This is a genomic window from Herbidospora galbida (assembly GCF_005233835.1).
Classification (GTDB): domain Bacteria; phylum Actinomycetota; class Actinomycetes; order Streptosporangiales; family Streptosporangiaceae; genus Herbidospora; species Herbidospora galbida.
In genome coordinates this window covers 15,580-39,047 of record NZ_SZQA01000012.1, presented here as the reverse complement: position 1 = coordinate 39,047, position 23,468 = coordinate 15,580, and the positions used below count along the sequence as shown (strand labels likewise).

25 protein-coding genes and 2 tRNA genes are annotated in these 23,468 nt (G+C 67.9%); 14 read left to right on the top strand and 13 right to left on the bottom strand.

Features of this window, described 5'->3' with window-relative positions; genetic code table 11:
* The first annotated feature begins 45 nt into the window (after positions 1-45).
* The 3 genes from FDA94_RS41530 to FDA94_RS14455 all read left to right on the top strand — a co-directional run bounded on the left by FDA94_RS41530 (position 46) and on the right by FDA94_RS14455 (position 1,744).
* On the top strand, positions 46-219 hold the full coding sequence (locus tag FDA94_RS41530) for a helix-turn-helix domain-containing protein (protein ID WP_137247693.1): 174 nt from the start codon (positions 46-48) through the stop codon (positions 217-219).
* A gap of 174 nt (positions 220-393) precedes the next feature.
* Positions 394-570, top strand: coding sequence for a ribbon-helix-helix protein, CopG family (locus FDA94_RS14460; protein WP_137247580.1), 177 nt, complete (start codon positions 394-396; stop codon positions 568-570).
* A complete protein-coding gene (locus FDA94_RS14455; protein WP_137247579.1) occupies positions 548-1,744 on the top strand; it encodes a site-specific integrase in 1,197 nt (398 codons plus the stop codon). Before FDA94_RS14460 ends, FDA94_RS14455 begins: the two co-directional genes overlap by 23 nt.
* Before the next feature lie 89 nt (positions 1,745-1,833).
* Here FDA94_RS14455 and FDA94_RS14450 read toward each other — a convergent pair.
* From FDA94_RS14450 to galU, 7 genes are all read right to left on the bottom strand, one after another.
* A tRNA-Ala gene (locus FDA94_RS14450) sits at positions 1,834-1,910 on the bottom strand.
* Positions 1,911-1,963: 53 nt separating this feature from the next.
* Positions 1,964-2,551, bottom strand: coding sequence for a divisome protein SepX/GlpR (gene sepX / locus FDA94_RS14445; protein ID WP_137247578.1), 588 nt, complete (start codon positions 2,549-2,551; stop codon positions 1,964-1,966).
* A gap of 122 nt (positions 2,552-2,673) precedes the next feature.
* Positions 2,674-3,312, bottom strand: coding sequence for a GNAT family N-acetyltransferase (locus tag FDA94_RS14440; RefSeq protein WP_137247577.1), 639 nt, complete (start codon positions 3,310-3,312; stop codon positions 2,674-2,676).
* Positions 3,313-3,348: 36 nt separating this feature from the next.
* The gene (locus FDA94_RS14435) at positions 3,349-3,825 is read right to left on the bottom strand and encodes a MogA/MoaB family molybdenum cofactor biosynthesis protein (protein WP_212735321.1); all 477 of its coding nucleotides are present in this window, start codon (positions 3,823-3,825) and stop codon (positions 3,349-3,351) included.
* Positions 3,822-4,289 carry a cyclic pyranopterin monophosphate synthase MoaC gene (gene moaC, locus FDA94_RS14430; protein WP_137247576.1) on the bottom strand — a complete coding sequence of 156 codons (468 nt, stop codon included), beginning with the start codon at positions 4,287-4,289 and terminating at the stop codon, positions 3,822-3,824. The genes FDA94_RS14435 and moaC overlap by 4 nt, the downstream gene beginning before the upstream one ends.
* Positions 4,286-5,491 (bottom strand): molybdotransferase-like divisome protein Glp, encoded by a 1,206-nt coding sequence (gene glp, locus FDA94_RS14425; protein ID WP_137247575.1) that lies wholly within the window; start codon positions 5,489-5,491, stop codon positions 4,286-4,288. Before glp ends, moaC begins: the two co-directional genes overlap by 4 nt.
* A complete protein-coding gene (gene galU, locus FDA94_RS14420; RefSeq protein ID WP_137247574.1) occupies positions 5,475-6,383 on the bottom strand; it encodes a UTP--glucose-1-phosphate uridylyltransferase GalU in 909 nt (302 codons plus the stop codon). Before galU ends, glp begins: the two co-directional genes overlap by 17 nt.
* A gap of 24 nt (positions 6,384-6,407) precedes the next feature.
* Between galU and FDA94_RS14415 the strand changes: the two genes are divergently transcribed.
* The 5 genes from FDA94_RS14415 (at position 6,408) to FDA94_RS14395 (ending at position 11,108) form a co-directional block, all read left to right on the top strand.
* Positions 6,408-6,992: a 5-formyltetrahydrofolate cyclo-ligase gene (locus tag FDA94_RS14415; RefSeq protein ID WP_137247573.1), complete on the top strand. Its 585-nt coding sequence runs from the start codon at positions 6,408-6,410 to the stop codon at positions 6,990-6,992.
* A gap of 18 nt (positions 6,993-7,010) precedes the next feature.
* A complete protein-coding gene (locus FDA94_RS14410; RefSeq protein ID WP_342778479.1) occupies positions 7,011-8,519 on the top strand; it encodes a potassium/proton antiporter in 1,509 nt (502 codons plus the stop codon).
* A gap of 88 nt (positions 8,520-8,607) precedes the next feature.
* Entirely contained in the window at positions 8,608-8,898 is a 291-nt protein-coding gene (locus FDA94_RS14405) for an FmdB family zinc ribbon protein (protein WP_137247572.1), read from the top strand.
* A gap of 78 nt (positions 8,899-8,976) precedes the next feature.
* The gene (locus tag FDA94_RS14400) at positions 8,977-9,783 is read left to right on the top strand and encodes an S-methyl-5'-thioadenosine phosphorylase (protein WP_137247571.1); all 807 of its coding nucleotides are present in this window, start codon (positions 8,977-8,979) and stop codon (positions 9,781-9,783) included.
* Between the two features lie 734 nt (positions 9,784-10,517).
* The gene (locus FDA94_RS14395) at positions 10,518-11,108 is read left to right on the top strand and encodes an SAF domain-containing protein (RefSeq protein ID WP_137247570.1); all 591 of its coding nucleotides are present in this window, start codon (positions 10,518-10,520) and stop codon (positions 11,106-11,108) included.
* 130 nt (positions 11,109-11,238) lie between these two features.
* Here the strand turns inward: FDA94_RS14395 and FDA94_RS14390 are convergent, their stop codons facing one another.
* Entirely contained in the window at positions 11,239-12,279 is a 1,041-nt protein-coding gene (locus FDA94_RS14390) for a D-alanyl-D-alanine carboxypeptidase family protein (RefSeq protein ID WP_137247569.1), read from the bottom strand.
* 750 nt (positions 12,280-13,029) lie between these two features.
* On the opposite strand from FDA94_RS14390, the gene FDA94_RS14385 reads away from it, so the two are divergent.
* Positions 13,030-13,105, top strand: a tRNA-Arg gene (locus FDA94_RS14385).
* A gap of 1,232 nt (positions 13,106-14,337) precedes the next feature.
* Complete coding sequence (locus FDA94_RS14380) at positions 14,338-15,525, top strand: FHA domain-containing protein (RefSeq protein ID WP_137247568.1); 1,188 nt, start codon at positions 14,338-14,340, stop codon at positions 15,523-15,525.
* Positions 15,526-16,141: 616 nt separating this feature from the next.
* Here the strand turns inward: FDA94_RS14380 and FDA94_RS14375 are convergent.
* The gene (locus FDA94_RS14375) at positions 16,142-17,146 is read right to left on the bottom strand and encodes a hypothetical protein (protein WP_137247567.1); all 1,005 of its coding nucleotides are present in this window, start codon (positions 17,144-17,146) and stop codon (positions 16,142-16,144) included.
* A 211-nt stretch (positions 17,147-17,357) separates the two neighbouring features.
* Between FDA94_RS14375 and FDA94_RS14370 the strand changes: the two genes are divergently transcribed.
* Positions 17,358-18,068, top strand: a complete 711-nt coding sequence (locus FDA94_RS14370; protein WP_137247566.1) for a helix-turn-helix domain-containing protein — start codon at positions 17,358-17,360, stop codon at positions 18,066-18,068.
* Here FDA94_RS14370 and FDA94_RS14365 read toward each other — a convergent pair.
* The 3 genes from FDA94_RS14365 to FDA94_RS14355 all read right to left on the bottom strand — a co-directional run bounded on the left by FDA94_RS14365 (position 18,050) and on the right by FDA94_RS14355 (position 20,110).
* Entirely contained in the window at positions 18,050-18,625 is a 576-nt protein-coding gene (locus tag FDA94_RS14365) for a dihydrofolate reductase family protein (RefSeq protein WP_137247565.1), read from the bottom strand. The two genes, FDA94_RS14370 and FDA94_RS14365, sit on opposite strands and share 19 nt — an antisense overlap.
* An 85-nt stretch (positions 18,626-18,710) precedes the next feature.
* Complete coding sequence (locus FDA94_RS14360) at positions 18,711-19,748, bottom strand: hypothetical protein (protein ID WP_137247564.1); 1,038 nt, start codon at positions 19,746-19,748, stop codon at positions 18,711-18,713.
* A 47-nt stretch (positions 19,749-19,795) separates the two neighbouring features.
* On the bottom strand, positions 19,796-20,110 hold the full coding sequence (locus FDA94_RS14355; protein ID WP_170990931.1) for a DUF6223 family protein: 315 nt from the start codon (positions 20,108-20,110) through the stop codon (positions 19,796-19,798).
* Between the two features lie 215 nt (positions 20,111-20,325).
* Between FDA94_RS14355 and FDA94_RS14350 the strand changes: the two genes are divergently transcribed.
* Positions 20,326-21,429 carry a sensor histidine kinase gene (locus tag FDA94_RS14350; protein WP_137247563.1) on the top strand — a complete coding sequence of 368 codons (1,104 nt, stop codon included), beginning with the start codon at positions 20,326-20,328 and terminating at the stop codon, positions 21,427-21,429.
* Positions 21,426-22,103: a response regulator gene (locus tag FDA94_RS14345; RefSeq protein ID WP_137247562.1), complete on the top strand. Its 678-nt coding sequence runs from the start codon at positions 21,426-21,428 to the stop codon at positions 22,101-22,103. The genes FDA94_RS14350 and FDA94_RS14345 overlap by 4 nt, the downstream gene beginning before the upstream one ends.
* Here the strand turns inward: FDA94_RS14345 and FDA94_RS14340 are convergent.
* A complete protein-coding gene (locus FDA94_RS14340; protein WP_137247561.1) occupies positions 22,079-22,951 on the bottom strand; it encodes an SDR family oxidoreductase in 873 nt (290 codons plus the stop codon). The genes FDA94_RS14345 and FDA94_RS14340 overlap by 25 nt on opposite strands.
* Positions 22,952-23,009: 58 nt before the next feature.
* Here FDA94_RS14340 and FDA94_RS14335 point away from each other — a divergent pair, with 58 nt between their 5' ends.
* The gene (locus FDA94_RS14335; RefSeq protein ID WP_137247560.1) at positions 23,010-23,462 is read left to right on the top strand and encodes a MarR family winged helix-turn-helix transcriptional regulator; all 453 of its coding nucleotides are present in this window, start codon (positions 23,010-23,012) and stop codon (positions 23,460-23,462) included.
* Positions 23,463-23,468: the final 6 nt, after the last annotated feature.

Genomic DNA, 23,468 nt, shown 5'->3' with positions numbered 1-23,468 from the left:
ACCACACACACCCGGGGCGACGGTTCCCGGGAAAGGGGGTGATCCATCATCCAGGCGTACACGGTCGAACAGGTCGCCGAGATCCTCAATATCGGACGCGACAAGGTCTATGCGCTGCTCCGTACGAAGCAGCTCAACAGCATCAAGATCGGCAAGCTTCGCCGCATCACCGACCAGCACCTTGCCGACTTCGTGGCCTCACTCGAAGAAGTGCGATAGAAGCATGAAGCGGTATAGAGCAGTATGCAGCGTCATGCCGCTGTGCTACGTTGCGCTACAGACCCCGAACACGCCAGACCGAACACCGGGCGGAAGGTCCCGAAGTCACACGCCTTTTGACAACTCCATCGGCAAGTCCGCGCACGTCACCGCAACCACGAGAGGAGGCATCTCATGTCGAGCGACCGAACCACGCTGCCGGCCGTGCGGGTCGGGACCGCGTTCAAAGCGCGCCTCGCCCGCTACGCCGCATCGCAAGAGCGCGACGTGTCGTGGGTGATCCGAAAGGCGATCGAGGAGTACCTCACCCGCCACAAGGAGGTAGCTGATGTCCAAGATCATGATCGGTAAGTACGAAGGGACGATCTACGAGGAGGCCGGCGGCTACACCGGAGCCCTCTCCCTGGGGTTCGCCGCCGACGGAAAGCGACTGCGCCTCAAGCGCAAGGGCAAGACCAAGGCCGACGTCAAAGAGAAGCTGATCAATGCCGTGAAGGACCTCGAATCAGGGGTCAAGAGCCCGGAGAACTACACCGTCCGGAACGCGGTAGAGGACTGGTTCGCTACCGGTCTCAAGAAGCAGAGCGCGAGCACCATCGGCACGCTGAAGATCCTTGCCGATCAACACGTCATTCCGCTGATCGGCAAGGCGAAGCTCAGCACCCTCAAGGCCGACGACGTCGACAAGTGGCTCGAAGGACTGACGGGCAAGCTGGCAACGCGGACGCTCATCTCTGTCCACTCGATCTTGAAGAGGGCGACGCGCCACGCACAGGCCCGCGAACTCGTCGTCCGGAACGTCGCGGAACTGGTCATCACACCCAAGGGCAAGGAAGGTCGCCCGAGTAAGGCCCTCACCCGCGATCAGGCAAGCGCTCTGCTGGACGCGGCGAAGACGTCGCCGCTTCACGCCTATGTGGTCGTGAGCCTGACCACCGGCATCCGTACCGAAGAGGCCCGCGCGCTCCGCTGGGATCACGTGGTCACCTGGGCACCGAAGGACAAGGCATGGCGACCAGTCCTCGAAGCGGGGTTCAACCACAAGCGGTTCGCCATCTACGTGTGGCGGGCCGATCGCGTAGGAGGTGACACGAAGACCCGCAAGTCACGGCGTTCACTGGAACTGCCCGACCAGGCGGCCACCGCTCTCAAGCAACACCGGGCCGCACAAGCGGCTCAGCAACTCGAAGCCGGGGCGCTCTGGCAAGATCACGGTCTCGTCTTCTGTACCGGCGTCGGAACGCCGCTGGACGCGCATAACGTCCGCCGCTCATTCCGCGCCATCATCAAGCGGGCGAACCTCGAAGGTGACTGGGTCCCCCGCGAACTCCGTCACTCGTTCGTCTCGATCATGAGTGACAACGACGTGCCCTTAGAGACGATCGCCGATCTCGTCGGGCACGCCGGCACCCGCGTCACCGAACAGGTCTACCGCCACCAGTTGAAGCCCGTCATCGCCACGGGCGCGGGCACCATGAACAAGGTGTTCGGCACCGCCAAGAAGAGCAAGCGCAAGTCTGCGTGAGGTGGCTCCCCGATTGGCTCCCCACGGCCTCAAAGATCGAAAAAGGGGCCTCGGATGATCTCCGAAACCCCTTCTGACCTGCTATCACGTGGTGGAGCTATGGGGATTTGAACCCCAGACCCCTTCGATGCGAACGAAGTGCGCTACCGGACTGCGCTATAGCCCCGTGAACGAGATCTAGGCTACCAAACTCCAGCACCCCTTCGCGCCATCCACGCCCTAGTCCCCCACCGCTCGCCGGTGATCGGCGTACTGGTCGAACACGTGCCCGCGCTTCTTCTCCAGCTCGATGATCTCGGCTTCGAGAGCGGCGGCGGCGGCCCGCCGGGCTTCCACCCGGGCCCGCCGCATCCGGTCGGCCCGGACTCGGGCAGCCAGGTCCTGCTGTTCGTGTTCCAGCTTGGAGGCCACCCGCAGCAGCGTCACGTACAGCCCGAGGAGGAGTGCGGCCGGGGCCGCTCCCCACCACGGCACGGCGCCCAGGAAGGCGGCTATGGACGAGACGAGGACCATGGCCACGCACCACAGCAGGGTGCGCCGCCGGCGGACGCGGATGCGGGCGCGGCGGCGGTTCGTGGCGAACTGGGGGTCCGAGGAGGAGTCGGCGACGGGTTCGGACACCGATGCCTCCTCTTCCGAAGTCGCGGGCGAGGGTGCGGCTTGATCGGGGGTCTCGATCAAGGTGTCGCCCTCGGCGTTGTCCTTGTCTTCGTCCATTAGGACATAGCGGTCGCGGCGTAGCCACATCGGAACGAGGACGCCGAGCCACATTGCGACGATGGCCAGATATAGGAGGACGCTGCTCATCGGCTGCTCTCCTCCTGGTCTCGACCCGCCTGCATGCTCACGTCACGCACCGTAAGGCGGCGTGTCACTGATTGACGAGCATTCGGTCCGGTGTGTCGCGAGATCGTCGAAGCTGTTGTCGCCTACGGGGACTCGCCGTGACGTGCGGCCGATGAGTCTCGGGCCCGGCGCCACTGGACGAGCAGGCCTCTCGGCACGTCTTCCACGGTCAAGGCATAGCAGATGTGGTCTCGCCACGCTCCGTCGATGTGGAGTTGCCGTCGGCGTACGCCCTCCTCACGGAAGCCGAGTTTCTCGACGACTCTGCGGCTGGCGTGGTTCTCGGGGCGGATGTTGGCTTCGAGGCGGTGGAGGCCGGTGGTGAAGAAGCAGTGGTCGACGGCCATGGCCAGGGCGGTGGGGGTGATGCCCTTGCCCGCCAGGGCGCCGTCGACCCAGTAGCCGACCTGGGCGGAGCGGGCCGAGCCCCAGACGATGGCGCCGACGGTGAGCTGGCCGGCGAAGGCGCCGTTGTACGTCACGACCCACGGCAGGGCCATGCCCTGTCTGGCCTCCCGGCGGAGGGTGCCGACCATGGAGACGTAGGGACTGAGGCCGGTGCGGAACAGGGGCGTCTCGGGGTTGCTGGGTTCCCAGGGGCGCAGCCAGTCGGCGTTGCGCAGGCGGGTCTCCCGCCAGACGCGCACGTCGCGGAGCCGGAGCGGCCGGAGCCCTACCGGGCCCTCTGCCAGGGTCGCGGGCCAGCCGCGAAGTCGATCCACTTGTCAATCATCCCTCGTGTTCACCGAATCGCGCCATCAGGCGCGATGGTCACCGCCGCGGATCTGGTCGACCACGTGTCCAAGAATGGGGCCCAGGACGGCCATCCCGTCGCGTACTCCGCCGGTCGAGCCGGGCAGGTTGACGATCAGGGTGCTGCCCGCCTGGCCGGACAGGCCGCGCGAGAGCACCGATGTGGGTACTTTCTCCCGGTTGACCTGCCTGATCGCCTCGGCGATGCCGGGGATCTCGCGGTCGAGGACGCGCCGGGTCATCTCGGGGGTCAGGTCGGTGGGCGTCAGCCCGGTGCCGCCGGTGGTGACGATGACGTGGTACGCCGACTCGAGGCCCTTCACCAACGCTTCATACACCGGTTCACCGTCGTGGACCACCACCGGGCCGTCGACCGTGCAGCCGTGCTCCTCCAGGAGGGCGTAGAGGATCCGGCCCGAGCGGTCTTCGTACACCCCCTCGGCGGCGCGGTTGGAGGCGGTGATGACCAGGGCGCGGATCACGAGCGCCGCCAGTCGCCGGTCTTGCCGCCGGTCTTCTCCTCGACCCGCACGTCGGTGATGACGGCGGCGGGGTCGACGGCCTTGATCATGTCGATCAGGCCGAGCGCGGCCACGGTGACGGCGGTGAGGGCCTCCATCTCGACGCCCGTCTTGTCGGCCGTCTTCACCCGGGCCGTGATCTCGACCCCCTCGTCGACGATCTCCAGGGAGACCTTCACGCCGTGCAGGGCGATGGGGTGGCAGAGCGGGATCAGGTCGGGGGTCTTCTTGGCGCCCATGATCCCGGCGATCCGGGCCACCCCGAGCGCGTCGCCCTTCGGGGTGTCTCCCGACCTCAGGATCGCCACGGCCTCCTCGGAGAGCAGGACGCGACCGGAGGCGGTGGACGTACGGACAGAGACGGGTTTTTCTGACACGTCGACCATGCGGGCCTGGCCCGATTCGTCGAGATGGGTGAGATTCACAGCGGGATCACCTCAACAGTCGTCCCTTCCGGGACCTCGGTCACGTCTTCCGGTACGACGATCAGCGCGTCGGCGGCGGCCAGCGCGGCGAGCTGGTGGGAGCCCTGGCCGCGCGCGGGGGTGACCCGGTCGCCGGTCAGCACGGCGCGAAGGTAGGAGCGGCGGCCCCGGGGCGAGCGCAGCCGGTCGGTGCACACGGCCCGCACGGACGCCGGCGGCGAGACGGGCAGGCCCTGCATCTGGCGGAGGGCCGGGCGCACGAACAGGACGAAGGAGACATAGGACGAGACCGGGTTGCCGGGCAGCGTGAAGATCGGGATCTGGTCGTCGCCGACCACGCCGAATCCCTGGGGCATGCCGGGCTGCATGGCGACCTTCTCGAACCTGACCGTGCCGAGCGGGCTCAGGCCCTCTTTCACCGGCTCGTAGGCGCCCATCGAGACGCCGCCGCTGGTGATCACCGCGTCGGCCCGGACGAGCTGCGCGTCGAGGGTCTCCATGAAGACGCGCGGGTCGTCGGTCACCGAGCCCACGCGGAAGGCCTCACCGCCGGCCTCGCGGACCGCGGCGGCCAGCATGAAGCTGTTGGACTCCCAGATCTGGCCGTAGCCGAGCGGGGTGCCGGGCTCGGCGAGCTCGGCGCCGGTCGAGAGCACGGCGACTCGGGGCACCGGCCGGACCAGCACGCGGCGGCGCCCGACGCTCGCGAGCATGCCGACCTGGGCCGCGCCGATGCGCGTGCCCTCGGCCAGGACCACATCCCCCACCCGCACATCTTCACCGGCCCGGCGGATCGCGTTGCCGCGCTCGACCTGCTTGTGGACAACCACATTGGCGGTGCCGCCGTCGGTGTACTCGACCGGCACGACCGCGTCGGCGCCCGCCGGCAGCGGCGCGCCGGTCATGATCCGCGCGGTGAGGCCCGGCCCGATCGCGCGGACCAGCGGGTCGCCCGCCGCGACGTCCTCGGTCACCGGCAGCGTGACCGGCGCGTTCGCGAGGTCGGCGGCGACGACCGCGTAGCCGTCCATCGCCGAGTTGTCGAAGGGTGGCAGGTCGACCGGCGCGGTCACGTCTTCGGCGAGCACCGCCCCCAGCGCCCGCTCGAGATCGAGTTCGAGCGGAGCGAGAGGGCGGACGGTCGCCAGGATGTCGGCGAGGTGCCGATCGACCGGTTTGAGATCGCTAGGGCTGTGCCTCATTCAGGAATTCTCGCAGCCAGGGCAGGAACTCGGGGGCGAGGTCCTGCCGCCGCGCCGCGAACTCCACCACGGTCTGCAGGTACTGCAGCTTGTCACCGGTGTCGAACCGGCGGCCGCGGAACAGGACGCCGTAGACGGGGCCGCCCTCGTCGGGGGTGCTCGACGCGAGCGTGCGCAGCGCGTCGGTGAGCTGAATCTCGCCGCCCCGGCCGGGCGGGGTCTTCTCCAGGACCTCGAAGACGGCCGGGTCGATCACGTATCGCCCGATGATGGCCCAGTTGGACGGCGCCTCCTCTTTCGGGGGCTTCTCCACCAGGTTGGTGATCCGCACGACGTCGTCCTCGTCGGTCGCCTCGATGGCGGCGCAGCCGTACTGGGAGACCTGCTCCTCGGGCACCTCCATCAGCGCGATGACGCTGCCGCCGCGCTGCTGGCGGACCTCGATCATCCGCTTGAGCAGCGGGTCGTTCGGGTCGATGATGTCGTCGCCGAGCAGGCAGGCGAACGGCTCGTTGCCCACGTGCTGCTTGGCGCAGAGCACGGCGTGGCCGAGGCCCTTCGGCTCGCCCTGGCGGACGTAGTGCATGGTCGCGAGGTCGACGGGTTCCTGAATCTGGGAAAGCCGCTTCTCGTCGCCCTTCGCCCGAAGGGCGCCCTCCAGCTCCGCGGCCACGTCGAAGTGGTCTTCAATCGATCGTTTGTTGCGCCCGGTGACCATCAGGACGTCGAGCAGCCCCGCGGAGACTGCCTCCTCGACGACATACTGGATCGCCGGTTTGTCGACGATCGGCAGCATCTCCTTCGGAGTGGCCTTGGTCGCGGGCAGGAATCGCGTCCCGAGACCGGCGGCGGGGACAACGGCTTTGGTTACGGAGTCGAAGTCAGCACCCATGGATGAAGGCTAGTGGAGGCCTCTTTGGACAAGTTCGAGCTGAGGCGTGAAATTCTGCGTGAACGTTCCATCATGGACACCGATGATCGCCGTGAGAGCGCTCGCCGGATCCGGGAAACCCTGCTTGACCAGCCATGGGTCCAGATGGCCGGCCTCGTCGCCTGTTATTGGTCGACCGGAACCGAGCCCGCCACCGAGGGTCTGGTGTTCGCCCTGTGGAAACACGGCGCGACCGTGATCCTCCCGGTGCTGCGCGACGACGACGACCTCGACTGGGCCGTCTACGACGGCCCCGACACCCTCGCGCCCGGCCGCCACGGGATCATGGAACCGGTCGACACCAGGCGTGGCGTGGACACGATCCGGACCGCCGCGCTGGTCATCGTCCCGGCGCTCGCCGTCGACCCTCATTCGGGTGTACGCCTCGGGCGAGGCGGCGGCTCCTACGACCGCGCTCTGGCGAGAGTGGGCCCCAACGTCCCGACCGTCGCCCTCCTCAACGAGGGCGAACTGCGTCCGGGCGTGCCCGCCGAGCCCCATGATCAGCGGGTGAGGTACGCGGCGTTGCCGTCCGGGATCCGTGTGATTCCTGTGAAAGAATCTACATAAATCACGAAAGGGGACCTGGTGCGTCTGGACATCGACGGATGGCTCCTCCTGTCCGCCGTGATCGTCCTGGCCGCCGTGATCTCGGTCAGGATCGCGCACCGCACCGGTCTGCCGTCGCTGCTGCTCTATCTCGCCCTGGGCGTCGCCCTCGGCGAGTCGGGCCTCGGCGTCCACTTCGAAGACGCCGAACTGGCCAAACAGCTCGGCCTGATCGCGCTCGCGGTCATTCTGGCCGAAGGCGGCCTGACCACCAACTGGGAACACGTGCGCTCGACCGTACCGAGCGCATCCGTACTGGCGACCTTCGGCGTCGCCATCAGCATCATCGTGCTGGCCCTGGCCGTGTTCGGCTTCCTGGGCATGGACTGGCGCTCGGCCCTGCTCCTGGGCGCGATCCTCGCCTCGACCGACGCCGCGGCGGTCTTCAGCGTGCTGCGCCGGCTCCCCCTGCCACCCCGCCTGGCCGGCACCCTGGAGGCCGAGTCGGGCTTCAACGACGCCCCCACGGTGATCGTCGTCGTGATGCTGAGCCAGGTCAGCGAGCCCATGCCGTCCATGTGGAACGTTCTGGGCACCGCCCTGTGGGAACTGGCCGCCGGCGCGGCGGTCGGCTGCGCCGCCGGACCCATCGCCGCCTACGCCCTCCGCAGGGTCGCGCTGCCCGCCTCGGGCCTCTACCCGATCGCCGTCCTGGCGGTGGCCTTCATCGCCTACAGCGGCGCGGTCAGCCTGCACGCCTCCGGTTTCCTTTCCGTGTACGTCGCCACGCTGATCATCGGCAACAGCCAGCTGCCCCACCGGGCCGCGACCAGAGGATTCGCCGAAGGCACCGCCTGGCTGGCCCAGATCGGCCTGTTCGTCATGCTCGGCATGCTGGTCAGCCCGAGTGAACTCCCGAGCCAGATCGTCCCCGGCCTGGTCGCCGGCCTGGCGCTGGTCCTGCTGGCCCGGCCGATCTCGGTGATCGTGTCGGCCTTCGCCGTCCGGGTGACCCGGATCGGCCGGTTCGACTGGCGGGAACAGGTCTTCCTGTCGTGGGCCGGGCTGCGCGGCGCGGTGCCCATCGTCCTGGCGACCATCCCCTGGGCGGCCGGGGTGCCGCACGCGAAGGAGCTGTTCAACGAGGTCTTCGTCATCGTCGTGGTCTTCACCCTGATCCAGGGCCCCACCCTGCCGTTCCTGGCCCGGGTGCTGCGGCTGTCGGACGAGGGCGCGGCACGCGATCTCGACGTCGAGGCCGCCCCCCTGGAGGAGCTGCACGCCGACCTGCTGCAGATGCGGATCCCGCCGGAGTCCAAGCTCCACGGCGTCGAGATCTTCGAACTGCGGCTGCCGTCGGACGCGGCGGTCACCATGATCGTCAGAGACGGCCACTCGTTCGTCCCCGACGGCAGCACCCGCCTGCGCCGCGACGACCAGCTGCTCGTCGTGACGACCGCCGCCCAGCGCCGCACGGTCGAAAAGCGCCTGCGGGCGGTCTCTCGCAGAGGCAAACTCGCAGGTTGGTATGGGGAGACAGGGGACTAAACTCCCCCAGGGCAACGTTGCAGGTTGCCAGTTGCCTTATCATTTAGCAGTCACTTGGGTCGAGTGCCAAGTCACTGAGGAGGACCGCGTGCCCACCTACCAGTACGCCTGCACCAATTGTGGTGAGCAGCTCGAAGTCGTCCAGAAGTTCACCGACGACGCCCTGACCGAGTGCCCCGCGTGCGCGGGCCGCCTCCGCAAGGTGTTCAACGCGGTGGGCATCGTGTTCAAGGGCTCCGGCTTCTACCGGACCGACAACCGGTCGTCGACGTCGTCGTCCACGACCTCGTCGTCGACGTCCAAGCCGGCCACCGAGAGCAAGCCGGCCGAGACGAGCACCCCGGCGAGCACTGCCCCCGCGAGCACTCCAGCGGCCTGACCTGCGACGATGCGGGTTGTCCACAGGAAGGCATAGAGGGCCTCACCGGGTGGGGCCGGGGGCGCTAGTGTCGGCGCCATGGTCAATCGTGTGGACATCGGTGTCATCGGCGGTTCAGGGTTCTACTCCCTGCTCGACGACGCCGAGGAGATCGATGTCGCGACCCCCTACGGGCCTCCCAGCGACAAGGTGACGGTGGGGCGCATCGGCGGCCGCACCGTCGCCTTCATCCCCCGCCACGGGCGGGACCACGGCTTCCCGCCCCACCGCATCCCCTACCGGGCCAACCTGTGGGCGCTGCGCTCCCTCGGCGTGCGCCAGGTCCTCGCCCCCAGCGCCGTCGGCTCCCTGCGCGCCGAACTCGGCCCCGGGGCGCTGGTCGTCCCCGACCAGCTCATCGACCGCACCTCCGGTCGCATCCAGACCTTCTACGACGCGGGCGGTGCCGTCCACGTGTCGTTCTCCGACCCTTACTGTCCTGACGGGCGTTCCGCCGCCGTCTCCGTCGCCCGCACGTCCGGATGGGACGTGTCGGACGGGGGGACCCTCGTCGTGATCGAGGGCCCTCGGTTCTCGACCCGGGCCGAGTCGAAGTGGTTCGCGGGCATGGGGTGCTCGATCGTCGGGATGACGGGGTTTCCGGAGTCGATCCTGGCTCGGGAGCTGGCGCTCTGCTACACGTCGATGTCCCTGGTGACCGATCACGACGCGGGGGTCGAGGCGGGTGACGGGGTCACCCATGAAGAGGTGATGGCGTTCTTCGCGGCCAACGTGGAGCGGATGCGGTCACTGGTGGGGCAGGTGGTGCAGGCGCTCCCTGAGGAACGGGCCTGCGCTTGCGGGAACGCGCTGGACGGGATCAAGCTGCCGTTCGACCTTCCCTGAATTCGGGGCGGTTTGGTAAGGGTGAGCGGGGGCTTTTTCTGCGGCCTACGGGGGCCCGCTCCTCCTGCTGACCTCACCTGCACATGAGCGCTCGCCTCGTGTGTCGAGGGTTACCGCCAGCCTGCTGCGTCAACCACAACGAGCGAATCTTGCGTGTATCGACAGCCCACACCGACGCCGACTCCAGTACTGAACCGCAACCCGTGCTTCCCCCCTGCATCGACAGTCCCGCCGACCTCCCTTTTGTCACGGACTGCCGCGCTGACCTTCGACAAGTGAATCTCCGCATATCGACCGCCCGCAGACACTGCCTCCAGTGCCGACCGCGACCCATGGTCCCTTTGCATCGCCGGTCCCGCTGACCTCCGCCTTTGCCATGGGCTGCCGCGTCAGCCTGCAACGAGTGAAGCGTCTACGGCATCGGCCCGATCATCGAGGCAGTCACCAAGGTCGCCGGAGTTGCGGCCAACTAGCTGGTCACCAACAACGTGCTCTGCTACCGCCGGGCGGCGATGCCTACCGCGATTGATCGACGCTGCCACCGGTAACGGCAACACCGAGTCGCGGGAGGTCTCTCGTGGCTACCGCCCCGCCGTGACATTGGGACCGATGGGCGGGAGTTGTGTCGGGTTTCCCGATGGCCTCTGTTTGTCCGTTCGCTGCGCATGGCAGGAACGGTCCCTTTGTGGAGTGCGCTTGTAGTGCGGCTCCCCCCGTTGCCCTGGAGGCTTTTCATGCGTGTCGTGGTGCCGGCGCGGTGGGGTCGGGTGCTTGCCCGGCGGCGACGGTTGATCTCGGCTGTTCTGTTGGGGCTGGCGGTGGCCGGAGTGCTTGTTTCCGTACAGGCTCCGTCGGGGGTGGCCGTGCTCGTGGTGGCTCGCGATCTTTCCGGTGGGCGGCTTGCGGCCGGCGATCTTTCGACGGTTCGGGTGCCGTCTTCGGTGCTGCCTGACGGGTATTTGGCCGCCGGGTCCCCCGTGGTGGGGAAGGTGCTGACGGCGCCTGCTCGGCGGGGGGAGGTGCTCACCGATGCCCGGCTGCTTGGGGGTGGGCTGCTTCGCTCGGATGCGCGGGGTGTGGTGGCCACGCCGGTGCGGGTTGAGGACGCGGAGGCGGCCTCGCTCGTGACGGCCGGGGATGTGATCGATGTGCTGGCCGCTTATGAGACGCATGCGGAGACTGCGGCCGAGCGGGTGACGGTGTTGACCAAGGCGCGGTCGGAGGAGGGTGGGTTGCTCGTGTTGGCCACTACTACCGGGCAGGCTGCCTCGTTGGCTCGGGCGCAGGCGGGGGCGCGGTTGTCGATCGCCATTCATCCACGTTAGACGCGGGTTTTCGGGGCCGTTGCCGTCGTTGCGGGGCGTTGCGGCGCGGCCGGTTGGCGCCGGGTGCGGGGGCGGCCAGTGGCGGCGGGCGGGGTGGGGTGGGGTGGGCGGAGCCGTAACGGAGCAGGCTTTAAAGGAGGGAGCCGATCTTGGGGTCGTATTCCCAGTGCCAGGGTTCGAAAGGGCTCACGTAGGCCCAGTCGGGGTGGATCCAGCCGAATTTCTTGCCGTTCTGTTCGAGCCAGACGAATTCGGTGGATTTGTACACGCGGATCGGGCCGCAGAAGTCGATCGCCAGGCCGAGGCCGTGGTTGCTGCGGCCGGGGATGGCCGCGAGGCCGGGGCGCTGGTAGTAGACGATCTGCTGGTCGCGGAGGCTGCGATAGCTGTCGACGACGCAGAGGGGCTGGCCGAAGCGCTTCTTGTACGCCAGGTTGAGGTCGGCGAAGGCGATAGCGGCGTCGGCGCGGAGTTCCTCGCCCTTGAAGGGCAGCGGGCAGAGCACGTTCGTGGGTAGCAGGCCGTTCGCGTACTCCTCCGCGAGCACGACCCGCGTCGGGTCGCACGCGCCGCCGCCGCGCTTCACGCCGAGCTTGGCGAGGGCGGTGGTGAGGGATTTGACCGTCTTCTGCGACTGCTTGCGCAGCGTGTCGATCTCGAACGAGAGCTGGGCCTCCTGGAGGAGCTTGGTGGCCCGCAGCTCCTGTGCCTCCGAGGCCAGCTGCTCCCGCTCCTGGAACAGGCGGGTCGCGTCGACGACCACGATGTTGCGGCCGGCGACCAGCTGGTTGGCGTCGCTCATCGCCCGCAGCGACGCCTCACCGTTCGAACTGGTCAGCAGGGACCCCATGTTCCGGCTGGCCGGGTTCTGGTACATGACCTCGATCAGGTCGGACAGCGGCTGCCGGATGCGCGCGAGCTCCTGGTCGGCCACGCGAAGCTGCGTGAGCTTGGCCTCAAGCTGCTTGTTGGAGGAGTCGAACTCCTTCTGCCGGGCGACGAGCGCCTTGGTGGCGGCCTCGATTCCCTTGGCCGCCTCTTCGGCATCCCGTCGGAGCTCGGTCAGCGTGGCAGGGTCTTTCTTCGGTGCGGTCTGCGCCGGCGCGGCCTGTACCGGCACGGTCATAGAGAGCGCCAGCATGACGGCCGCGATCAGTCCCGCTGATCGCACGCTCGACTCCTCCGTTTGCGAATTCGTGACCTCGGTCAGGGACGCACGTTACTACAGCAGGATGCGTGGCCGTGCCCGAGTCGTAGGAGCCGTTACATACCGATTCACGCGTCTTATGCCGTATGTGCCTTGTGGACCGTTCGCATGGGTTGACGCGAGGTTTTCAGGCCGGCTTGCGAGCTTCCTCCTGGCACATCTCCCAGAGCCAGGTGTCGGTCCACTCGTCGGGGCACTCCTGCTTCGCTGCCTCTCTTGGGTTGGGCCTTGGGGGGGTGACTTGCCTTCTCGGGGGGGTCTTGGGCTGGGGCGGGGCTTCGGTGGTGGTGGCCGCTGCTGCTGCGGCTGCGGCCTGGATGGGGGGCTTTGTCGGGTGGCGCCTTCTCTCTGGGGCGGGGATGCGGCCTTCGTACAGGCGGTCCGGGATTGGCGGGCGGGGCAGGGGGGTGGGGGCCATGAAGACCGGCGGCTGCGCCGGCTTGGCTCTTAGGTATGGGGGGACGCCGAATTCGGTCAGTTCGGCGACGAGTAACCCTAAGGCCAGTACGGCGGGGGCTAGCAGGGCGGCCAGCAGGACCGCGGGGCGGAGTGCGCGGCTGCCGGGGCGGCGTCCTCGGTTCACGGGGGCGAGCCCATCACTCCCTGCTGTTGGGTGATTGGCGGGTTGTCTTAGCTTTACCTTGGGGCGGGGGGACTTTGGGGTGTGGTGGGTGGCGCGCGGGGGGCTGTGGTTTCGCTAGGCTTGGGGGGTCGGCTCCCGTAGCTCAGGGGATAGAGCACAGGTTTCCTAAACCTGGTGTCGTAGGTTCGATTCCTACCGGGGGCACCAATCAAGCGAGCCCTCACCAGCGGTTATGCCGGTGGAGGGCTCTTTCCTGCCTCTGGGTGTGGTCGGCTAAAGCTGATCGTTGTCGGTGTTCTCACCCAGTTCTTAGGCAGGGACTTAGTCCGCAGAGAGGGCCGCTGCGATGCGCTGACGGGCGACAGCTTCCTGTCCCGTGCCGCACTTCGCGTAGATCTGCAGCAGCACTTCGACACTGTGGGCCGCCCACAGCGCGACCTGACGGTGATCGTGCGAAGGCCTGGTCCCAATGTCGTCCCACTAGCCGCCCTACACCGATGGGGCAGTGGGCCTGAGTGGCCATCCCCGGACGCCGGCCGAATGTGTGGGGTCGTTGAGGACCTATTCTCCCAAACCGTCGGAGTGGGGGGATCGAGCGTGTGAGCACGAGCTGTAGGGCATTCGCCAGCTGGGACACCAGCCCAGGCTACTCATACGGAAACGCGACGGTGATTGGGCTGGCACGGAGGTGGTAGGGGATCCCCACCTTTGGCGATGACACGCGTGGCGACGGCGGTGATCTCCCTTTTCTGCGCCCGACGTACGAATGTGCCCCAGACAACGCGCGGTCGACCTCCCAGGCGGCGCTTTCTTTCGATTGTCGGTGTGGCGCGTTCACCATCGGCACGGGATGCCCCACCCAACCCCCCAACCAGCATAAGAGTCCAACAATCCGACGCCACTCAACACGGGAACCATCAGAGTCTCCATGAACGGGCCGCTTCACGGTGACGCTGACAGCCGTTGACGCCGTACGGCGTCAACGGCTGTCACATTTCAATCCTGCCCCTTTCCGAGAATGCGAGCCTCCGTCAGGCGTCGCCGTCGTCGGAAGTGCCGCTAACAATCTGATTTAGCAGCCCGATCGCACCACCGGTTGCCGCACCAGCGCCCAGGATCGCCCCTGGGGCCGACCGAGTGGCCCAGTAGGCGAGGGCGCCGGCAGTCGCACCGAGGATCAGAGACAGCCCTAGAATCAAGGCAGCTCGAACGCTTAGGAGAGAAGAAGTCGAGTGAACCGGGCGGGACACGGGATTCCTTTCTAGTCAGCTCGCCGGATGTCTGCGAGGCGAAGTACAGATGCCGGCTTCTAGCAAGCCAGAACCCGACCGGGTTGCGCCGCACTGCAACAACCACTCAGCGATGTTGCAAACATCTGGCAACACCTGCAGCGACCTGAGTCAGTCGCGGAAGTCGACGTAGGACGTGATGATGGACAGGTGAGCGAGATCGCGCGACGTCCAGTCGACTTAGCACCTTTGAGCCCTGAACTCAACCCGCAGGTAATGGTGTGGGCAGCAGAATTACGAACCCAGTTCACCGCCCTGGGCATGTCCATCAACTTGTTCTGCAGGCTGCACCCCATAGACAAAGGCACCGTATCCCGCTACTTGAACGGCAAACGTGTACCTGTAGATCGATGGTTTCTCGACCGGATCATTGCTATGCGCGCGAGCTCTGGCAGCCAAGTGACCGATGATGTTCGTGCGCACTTAATCGATTTACAGATGGCTGCTCTAAAAGTTGCTCACCCACATGAATATAAAGTACGAAAGGTCAGCGACCAGCTAGAGGTTGCCGTGACTAGCTGGAAAGAGGCGGAGCGATACGCCCACACCCTGGAAAATGAACTCACAGAACGCTCACGACTATTTCACGAGATTCGAGCCGAATCCGAAAGTCTCCGCACCGGATGGAATGAAGATCGAATTCGATTTCAAAGGGAGATAATCGACCTGCGCCAACAACTTGAGCTAGCACGCGAGCGAGCCCGTATCACTGAGATGCGTGTACTGATGCTTGAGGAGCTCCTCGACCGCTTGGAGACGTCACAGCACTTCAAGGATACATTCGGTTCGGATGGCAATTATGAAGACAACGGCTATGGCCAAACGCTGACCGTTGAATGGAACCATGGCACCACGCGGAAAACACGTCGCCATTTGCTGACGCAAGAACCGCTTACTTTCGGCCGAAACCCGTCATGCACCATCTGCTTGGACCAAACGGACACGGGTCTCTCAAAGCAGGCCGGGTCGGTGCGCCTAGAGAAGGGCTTGATATGGCTCGTTAGCGAATCGACGACCACCCCACTCGCAGTTGTAGACGACCTTGGCCTTCGCAGCATCCTCACGCCCGGTCGACGCCAGCTTGTCGAAGGCCGACTACGAATTCTCATCGAAGGCACACGCGACAGGTACGAATTGGTGCTTCATGGACCCAAACCGCAAGTGACGGGGCATCAAACCGCTTCCCATCCTGAGGTGCAAATCAATGAAACTGACCGTATGGCATTGATAGCACTCTTCTCTGGTTATTTGGAGGATTCGCCGCGCTACGATCCCTACCCCAAGTCCTACGCTGTCGCGGCAGCTCGCTTGGGCTTTGCCACGCACTACGCTCGTTAAACGCATCGAGTACCTACGCCATCGACTCGACTTCGCTGGCGTGCCGAACATGACTGGATGGAACGCACTCCAGTCGTTGGCCGAGTACGTCCTCACCACGGGCATAATCAGCCGCGTTGATCTGAACCTGCTTGGAAGCCGCCGCAACACCATCACCTGATGCCAGAGCATCAAGACTTCGAGTTCCCAGGCTTCGCGCGAATAATCATGTGACCTTCGTGGCTGCGAACTCGAATTCCGGGCGGCTCTGGCGAGCATAAGGCGCTCGAGGCCGTCCATCGACCGGAACACCCTCTATCGTCGACGAACGCGCAACCCTCAGCGACCTGGCACCGCTCACCCGGACTGTTAATGACGCTTGGTCCCAATACCGTCCCGAAAAGCGCATCTAGCGAATATTGTTGATGCACTCAGGAAGTCGCTTCTCCTTCCTCAACCTGGTGTCGCAGGTTCGGTTCCTACCGGGGCGCCTTTGGAATAGCCCCTGTTGCTGCTCAGCGGGGTTGCAAGCTTCTTTCATATGGTCCCGGTGCCGTCCTGTCCGACTTATTGCTGGGATTATCAACGGCAAGAGCCCGCGCCTAAAGGCGCGAGCCCCTGTCCGTTCGTCACCGGGTCACTTAGGCACGGCGATCGAGGCGCTCGGCACCGTAACCGAGCCGTAAGACAGCACACCGTGCAGCTCGTCGACCCTGACGAGGACCGGGCCATTGGGCTTGGCGATGTCCACCAGTTCAATCGGCTTCAAGGGAGCGTAGGTCCCGTTGCGGGGCGGGAACTCCCTGGTGGTGGCGTTCTGCAGGCTGATGGTGTCCTTGTTGACGAGGGTCACGCCGGGGAACTTGCTGCTGGTGGCCTTCACGTTCACATTCAAGTCGTGCTGAGCCGGGAAGAAGATGCCCAGGTAGGACTTGAAGAAGGCCTTGGGGTCGCGCAGGAAGGCGGCAGTGAGACCGGGCCACTTCAGCGGATTGAAGAACAGTTCGGCGAAGCGGACGATGCTTCGCCCCGGGTCCAGGACGCTCATGCCACTGGGCGGACCAGAGCGGGTGGGGTCCAGCCTGATCGACAGGTCGCCGGTCGCGGCGCCGGGGAAGTCCAGGGAGAAGGCCTTGACGGCCATCAGCATGCCCACGACCGGCTGGACAACGTTCTTCCCCTGCTTGGTGCGCCCTTCGAGCAGTTCGACCGTGAGGGTGCCCTTGCCCGCGGCCGTCACCGTACCGTCCTGGCCCTCCAGCTGGACCACCGCTCCCGGAGTGGTCAGGTCAAGCTGGATCTTCGGCCCGAACACGATCTTCAGGGCGAGGGCCAGAAAGCCGCCGGGGTCGGTGGGGAACGGCAAGGTCCGGTGGACGACCGGAGCTGCGACCGTCCCGGCCGGTCCGATGGCGCCGGCGGCGGGGCCGGTGGCCAGACCGGTGAGGGCGGCCACAGCTACCGACAACGCGGCGACCCGCCGGCTGGCACGGCGGAACGCGGGGCGACGGCGAACACTTCGATTGATCGTCATTCCCCTATTGCTGCGTCCCGCCTGGACGAAACCCAGGCGGCGCTCTTCACCCGGAAGATCACTTGTAGTGATCATTGCTCCGGTGAGGTCAAGGCTCGCACGCGCCACACGACCAGCGGTTCGAGCGGAGGCGGCACCGGTCAGCAGGCCGGTCGAAGCCGCGACGTCGCACGGGCGTCACGGGTGACGGCAGGTCACGCTTTCGTCCTGGCCCAGGGCCCTTGGCCACGCTCGGCAGCGGCAAGTTCTCAACGTTCGGACCCAGCCGCTCGCTCCGAGCATGACGTCCAAGACCACGAACTTTGCCTATCCTTCTCCCGTGGCACTGCGGTTCGTGAATCGTCCGTCCGACTCGTCCTGGGTCGACACCGTCTGGACCTGCACCAGCGACCACGTCACCGAGATGACCTCGGTCGCGACGGCGTGCTGGGGGCTGGTGTTCTGGGAGCGTGAAGGCACGGCGTACGCCAGCGTCACCGGCCCCGAGACCAGAACCGGCACCGCCCCGGTCCCCGAGGGCGCGGCCTTCGTCGGCATCGAGTTCGCCGTGGGCACCTCACTTCGGTCCGTCCCCACGTCCAGCCTCCTCGACCGGGGTCTCGAACTCCCCGACGCCACGCACCGGACCTTCCAGCTCGACGGCCTTCGCTGGGAGACCCCAGGTCCCGACGACGCCGAGGCCCTGGTGGAACGCCTGGTGCGTGAAGGAGCAATAATCCGGGATCCGCTCGTCGCCGACATCCGGCGAGGTGCGCGGCCAGACGTCTCAGACCGCACCGTCGAGCGGAGGTTCCGTGCGGCGACCGGGTTCACCCAGGGCGCCGTGCGGCAGATCGAACGGGTCCGCACGGCCTCGGCGTTGCTGGCGGCCGGCACACAGGTCGCCGATGTCGTCGCCAAGCTCGACTACTTCGACGAGCCGCATCTCGCTCGGGCGCTGCGCCGCTACGTCGGCCGCACCGCGAAACAGTTGCGCGAAGGGTCGGGTGGGGCGATCGCGCTCGATCTCGATCAGCCGACGACGTCGTAGATCATCTTCACGACGCCGTTCGGGTAGGCCTCGGACGTCCGCAGGCGCAGGGTCTGCTTGTCCTTGTCGGTCCGGCTGAACAGGCTCTTCCCCGCTCCGAGCAGCACGGGGAAGACGAGCAGGTTGTAGCGGTCGATCAGGCCGGCGTCCGCGAGGGTCCGGGCGAGTTCCGCGCTTCCGTGGATGAAGATCGCGCCGCCCTCGCCCTTCTTGAGTTCGGCGACGTCTTCGGCCGAGCGCAGGATCGTCGTCTCGCCCCAGCCGTCGGTGAGGGCGTCGTCGGGCAGCGTGGTCGAGACGACGTACTTGGGCAGGTCCTTGTAAGAGGCGTGGTCCTCCGAGTCGCGCCAGACCGGGGCGAACGCCTCGTAGCTGCGGCGGCCGAACATCAGGGCCGTCGTGTCGGCGAGTTCCTCGCCCTTGAGCGAGAACGCCTCGGGCAGGAACTCGATGTCCTTGACCACCCAGCCGCCGCTGCGGTGGCCTTCGGCCGGGCCGCCCGGGGAGTCGAGGACGCCGTCGAGCGTGACGAACCCGGTGTAGACCAACTCACGCATGTGCTGTTCTCCTCAGTGGCGGGGTGCTGGGGCCACGCCCATGCTAGGAGGTGCCGCGACGACCGTCTTGTACGGAAACGACGGCTCAGCGGCCGTTCGCCCAGACCACCCCCGCGCCGACCGCCCAGATGAAGGGGCTCTCCACCTGGATCGCCAGGTCACGGACGGTCTGCTTCGACGGAGCGGGGAAGACGCCCGTCTCGACGCTCTCGGGGCCGATGTGCAGGTAACCGCTGCCACCGCCCTTGGCCGGATGAACGACCCAGGCCCCGCCTCTGCCGTCGGGTTCGGCCTGGGCGCGCGGCTGGGCGCCCGGTTCGGCGCGGACCTCGTAGGCGAAGCCGCCCAGGTAGCCGGTCAGCAGCAGGGTCTCACCGCAGTAGGGGCGCTTCGCGCCGCACGGCCAGGCGGCCCAGCCGACGGCCATCACCCTGCCGGTCTCGCCGTCGACCGCGACGTCGGTCAGTTCCGAGAGCTGGCCCGGGTGCGCGGACGGGATCGCGGGCAGCGCGACCGCGCGCCAGGCCTTGCCGGTCCAGCGGGCCAGTGCCGCCTTGCCTCTGGACGAGCCGGCCGCCCAGGTGCCGTCGAGTCCCTTGACGACGATCGGCGTCGGGACCTTGCGCCAGGTCGAGCCGGTCAGGCGGCGCAGCGTGGACGTCGCCTTCCACTTGGGGTCGCCCGCCGTGGGGAAGGTGTTGGCGTTCTCGACGACCCACTGGTTCCTGCCGATGGAGTACGCCCGATCGACCCGGCCGTGGCTCCACGGCTTGACCTGCCAGCGCTTGCCGTCCCATCGGGCCCACTTCGACGTGCCGAACGCCCAGACCCTGGTGTCGGACGCCGAGGCCAGCCGCTTCACCCGGAAGCCGGGGCCGGTGACCCGCTTGAAGCCGGAGTGGCCGCCCTTCAGCAGGAGCGACTCGGCGCCCTTCGCTGCGCGTCGCGTCCCGGCGACCCAGACGGCTCCGCCGGGAGTCACCGTCACCGCGTCGTAGGAGTCACGGCGGTCGGTGCGGACGACCTTCCACTGACCGGCCGACGCCATGGCGTGCGCGGCCGCCGGTTCCGCGGCGACGGTGACGGCGACGGCCGCGGCGGTGACGCGAAGCAAAATGCCCATAACGGTAAGACGCGCATTCAAGGGGGAAAGTTGGCAGGCGACGGTGCTCACGACCGTTTGAGCGCCATTCCGCCCAGGGCCAGCGCGACCAAGCCGAACACCAGCGCGACCAGCCCGCCGACGATTCCCGACCCGCTGCCGGGCCCTCCCTCGGCGACGGCCACGACCCATCCGCCGCCCACGACCCCGACCGCCCCGGCCGCCAGCGCGATGACCGCTCGCCGCCGGACGAACCGGAACAGGGCCAGCCCGCCGAGAACCGCCCCGGCCAGCGCCACGAGCGCGGCCGCGAACGACACCGCCCGCCCGCCGGTGAAGCCGTAGACCGGTGCGACCTCGGCGACGATGATCTGGACTGACATGCGGCACGCTCCTCCGAACGACGGGATGAGTGGATCATGTCCGCCGCAAGTGCCCTCCGTCGTCAGCCGTGCGCGGGCCGTCGGGCCTGCCCTCACCGCCGCATCCGCCTACCGCCGAGTCGGCACTATCAGGCGGACCTACCGCGCACGTGGTAGCCGGCCGATCCTCCGTCCGCAGGAGTCGCCGGTGGCGGGGGCCGGGTTAGGGTGCGCGCATGAGCACACGGCGGGCCGCGGTCGTCGACTGGGTGATCGCCGTCTGCGTGGCGACGGCGCTGCTGGTCACGGGGCTGTCTGAGCACGGGTCGGCGGCGATCGGCTACGCGCCGCTGGTGGCGGGCGGGCTCGCGCTGGCCGCGCGCCGCCGGGCTCCGGTCGCCGTGCTGGTCGTCACGGGGGTGTGCGCGGTCGGCTATCAGGCGGCCGGGTTCGACGTGCCGGCCGTCGCCTTCCTGTTCGCCGTGTACGCCGCCGTCCGGTCCGGGCATCGCACGGTCACCGTGGTCGCCAGTGTGCTGATGCTGGCCGCGCTCCCCCTCGCGGCGCTGGCCTCAGGGTTGCACGACACGGGTGAGGCGTTCGCCCAGGCCAGGGGCGCGCTGGAGCTGGCCTGGCTGGTCGCGGCGGGAGCCGCGGGTGAGGCGCTGCGGCAGGCCGAGCGGCGGGCCGACGAGGCGGAGCGGACCCGGGAGGAGACGGCGCGGCGGCGGGCCGACCAGGAGCGGCTGCACATCGCGCGGGAGCTGCACGATTCGCTCACCCACCAGATCTCGGTCATCAAGCTCCAGGCCGAGGTGGCCGTGCACGTCGCGCGCAAGCGCGGGGAGCCGGTGCCCGAGTCGCTGCTGGTGATCAGGGAGGCCGGCCGGGAGGCGTCCAGGGAACTGCGCGCGACTCTGGAGGCGCTGCGCGACGACGGGAAGAATCCGCCGCGCGGGCTCGACGACGTACCGGACCTGGTGGAACGCGCGCGCACGACGGGCCTGGACGCGCGGCTGACGGTCGAGGGGCGGCGGGCCGACGTGCCGGCGGCGGTCGGCCGGACCGCCTACCGGATCGTCCAGGAGTCGCTGACCAACGTCGCCCGGCACGCCGCCGCGGCGACGGCGTCGGTGCGCATCGACTACCGGCCCGGCGCCCTGGTCATCCAGGTCGACGACGACGGCCGGGCCACGCCCGGCGTCGCGCCGGTGCCGGGCGTCGGGCTGCTCGGCATGCGCGAGCGGGTCACCGCGCTCGGCGGGCGGCTGCGGGCCGAGCCGCGCGGCGAAGGCGGCTTCACCGTCGAGGCCGAGCTTCCCGTGGACGAGACGTCGTGATCAGGGTGGTGCTGGTCGACGACCAGCCGCTGCTGCGCGGGGGGTTCCGGGCGCTGCTCGACCTCGAAGACGACATCGAGGTCGTGGGCGAGGCCGGTGACGGGCTGGCCGGGGTCGCTCTGACCAGGGAACTCGTGCCCGACATCGTCCTGATCGACATCCAGATGCCGGTCGTCGACGGCATCGAGGCGACGCGGCGCATCGCCGCCGACCCCGGCCTCGCCGGGGTGCACGTGGTGATCCTGACCAATTACGGCTTCGACGAGCACGTCTTCGACGCGCTGCGCGCGGGCGCCGCCGGGTTCCTCGTCAAGGACATCGTGCCGGAGGACTTCCTGCACGCCGTGCGCGTCGCCGCCCGGGGTGACGCGCTGCTGGCCCCGTCGATCACCCGCAGGCTGATCGACAGCTACGTCACCCAGCCGCTCCCCACCGCCGCCGCGCTGACGGAGCTGACCAACCGGGAGCGCGAGGCGGTCGTTCTGGTCGCGCGGGGCCTGTCGAACGACCAGATCGCCGAGCGGATGGCGATCACCCCGCTGACCGCCAAGACCCACGTCAACCGGGCCATGACCAAGCTGCACGCCCGCGACCGCGCCCAGCTCGTGATCGTCGCCTACGAGTCGGGCCTGGTCGCGCCGCGCGGCTCTCAGCCGCCGATGCGGTCGGCGTAGTCGCGGGCGAACTCGGTGAAGGTGCGGCCCGGTCGCCCCGTCACCGCGCTGAAGGTGGGCGTGGTGTAGTCGCCCCAGCCCGCGTCGTAGGCCTTGAGGTACTCCGTCGTGACGGCCGCGTCCCACTCCTTCATCCCGGCGTTCACCAGCACGGGGTAGGCGTCGTCGGGGCGTACCGGCTGGAAGTCGAGCGGGCGGCCGGACACCTCCGACAGCGTGCCGGTCATGTCGCGCAGCCGGACCGCCTCCGGTCCGGTGATGGTGTAGGTCTGCCCGTGGTGGGGCGCGGGGTCGCGGAGGACCTCGGCGGCGAAGTCGGCGATGTCGCGTACGTCGATCATGCCGATCCGGCCCTCCCCAGGGGCGCCGTGGAAGGTGCCGCCGTTGACCGAGCCGAGAATGTTCTGCATGAAGTACGCCGGGCGGACGACCGTCCAGCCGAGGCCGGAGGCCGCGAGTTCGAGGTCGGACAGGGCGTGCAGCCGGCCGTTGCGGGTCGGGGCGTCGTGCCCCGCGCCGATGGCCGACATGCGGACGACGTGGCGTACCCCCGCCTGCTTGGCCGCCCACAGCGCGTTGCCGCTCGCGTGGGTGGAGTCGGGCCCCATGGCGGTGAGCAGCCACACCGTGTCGACGCCCTTGAACGCCGGTTCGAGCGTCTCGGGGTGGTGCAGGTCGCCGACCGCCACCTCGGCCCCCGACGGCGCCTTGGCCCGGTCGCGCACCAGCACCCGCAGGTCGTCGACCCCCTGCAGCGAGCGCAGCACTTCCCCTGAGACGGTGCCGGTGGCTCCGGTGATCAGAATGGTCATCGCGATGTCCCCTCTCATGCGATCGATGTCGTCCACGACAATATAGTAAAAAAATAGTGACAGTCAAAAATAGTGACTAAATTGGAGGCCTGCGGTGCGACGGAGTGAGCGCAAGCGGGAGCGGCCCGACCTGGGGATCCTGTCCGGCCGCACGCTGTTCAGCCTGCAGAAGGAGCTGTTCACGCGGCTGTCCGAGATGGGCCACGCCCAGGTCAGGCCGCGGCACGGCGCCGTGCTGGCCTACCTCGACGCCGAGGGCAGCCGGGCCTCCGACCTGGCCGCACAGTCGGGCCAGCACAAACAGGTGATCGGCACCCTGGTCGACGAACTGGTCGCACTCGGGTACGTCGAACGCCGCCCCGACCCGGCCGACCGCCGGGCCAAGCTCGTCGTGCCCACCGAACTGGGCCTCGACCACATGGAGAAGTCGGACGCCGTCCTGGTCGAGATGGAGGCCGAGCACGCCCGCGCGGTGGGCGAGGAGGCGTACGCGGAGTTCAAGCGGGTCTTCCAGCTCGTCGCCGAACGCCAGACGGGCGTCCGGTAGCGTCCC

What these genes read in the sequence shown, in the direction of transcription:
- FDA94_RS14365 (WP_137247565.1), bottom strand. Translation starts at nt 18,625, where the DNA reads ATGCGTGAGTTGGTCTACACCGGGTTCGTCACGCTCGACGGCGTCCTC.
- FDA94_RS14395 (WP_137247570.1), top strand. Translation starts at nt 10,518, where the DNA reads ATGCGTGTCGTGGTGCCGGCGCGGTGGGGTCGGGTGCTTGCCCGGCGG.
- sepX (WP_137247578.1), bottom strand. Translation starts at nt 2,551, where the DNA reads ATGAGCAGCGTCCTCCTATATCTGGCCATCGTCGCAATGTGGCTCGGC.
- galU (WP_137247574.1), bottom strand. Translation starts at nt 6,383, where the DNA reads ATGGGTGCTGACTTCGACTCCGTAACCAAAGCCGTTGTCCCCGCCGCC.
- FDA94_RS14455 (WP_137247579.1), top strand. Translation starts at nt 548, where the DNA reads ATGTCCAAGATCATGATCGGTAAGTACGAAGGGACGATCTACGAGGAG.
- FDA94_RS14460 (WP_137247580.1), top strand. Translation starts at nt 394, where the DNA reads ATGTCGAGCGACCGAACCACGCTGCCGGCCGTGCGGGTCGGGACCGCG.
- FDA94_RS14355 (WP_170990931.1), bottom strand. Translation starts at nt 20,110, where the DNA reads ATGTCAGTCCAGATCATCGTCGCCGAGGTCGCACCGGTCTACGGCTTC.
- FDA94_RS14350 (WP_137247563.1), top strand. Translation starts at nt 20,326, where the DNA reads ATGAGCACACGGCGGGCCGCGGTCGTCGACTGGGTGATCGCCGTCTGC.
- FDA94_RS14360 (WP_137247564.1), bottom strand. Translation starts at nt 19,748, where the DNA reads ATGGGCATTTTGCTTCGCGTCACCGCCGCGGCCGTCGCCGTCACCGTC.
- glp (WP_137247575.1), bottom strand. Translation starts at nt 5,491, where the DNA reads ATGAGGCACAGCCCTAGCGATCTCAAACCGGTCGATCGGCACCTCGCC.
- FDA94_RS14400 (WP_137247571.1), top strand. Translation starts at nt 8,977, where the DNA reads ATGGTCAATCGTGTGGACATCGGTGTCATCGGCGGTTCAGGGTTCTAC.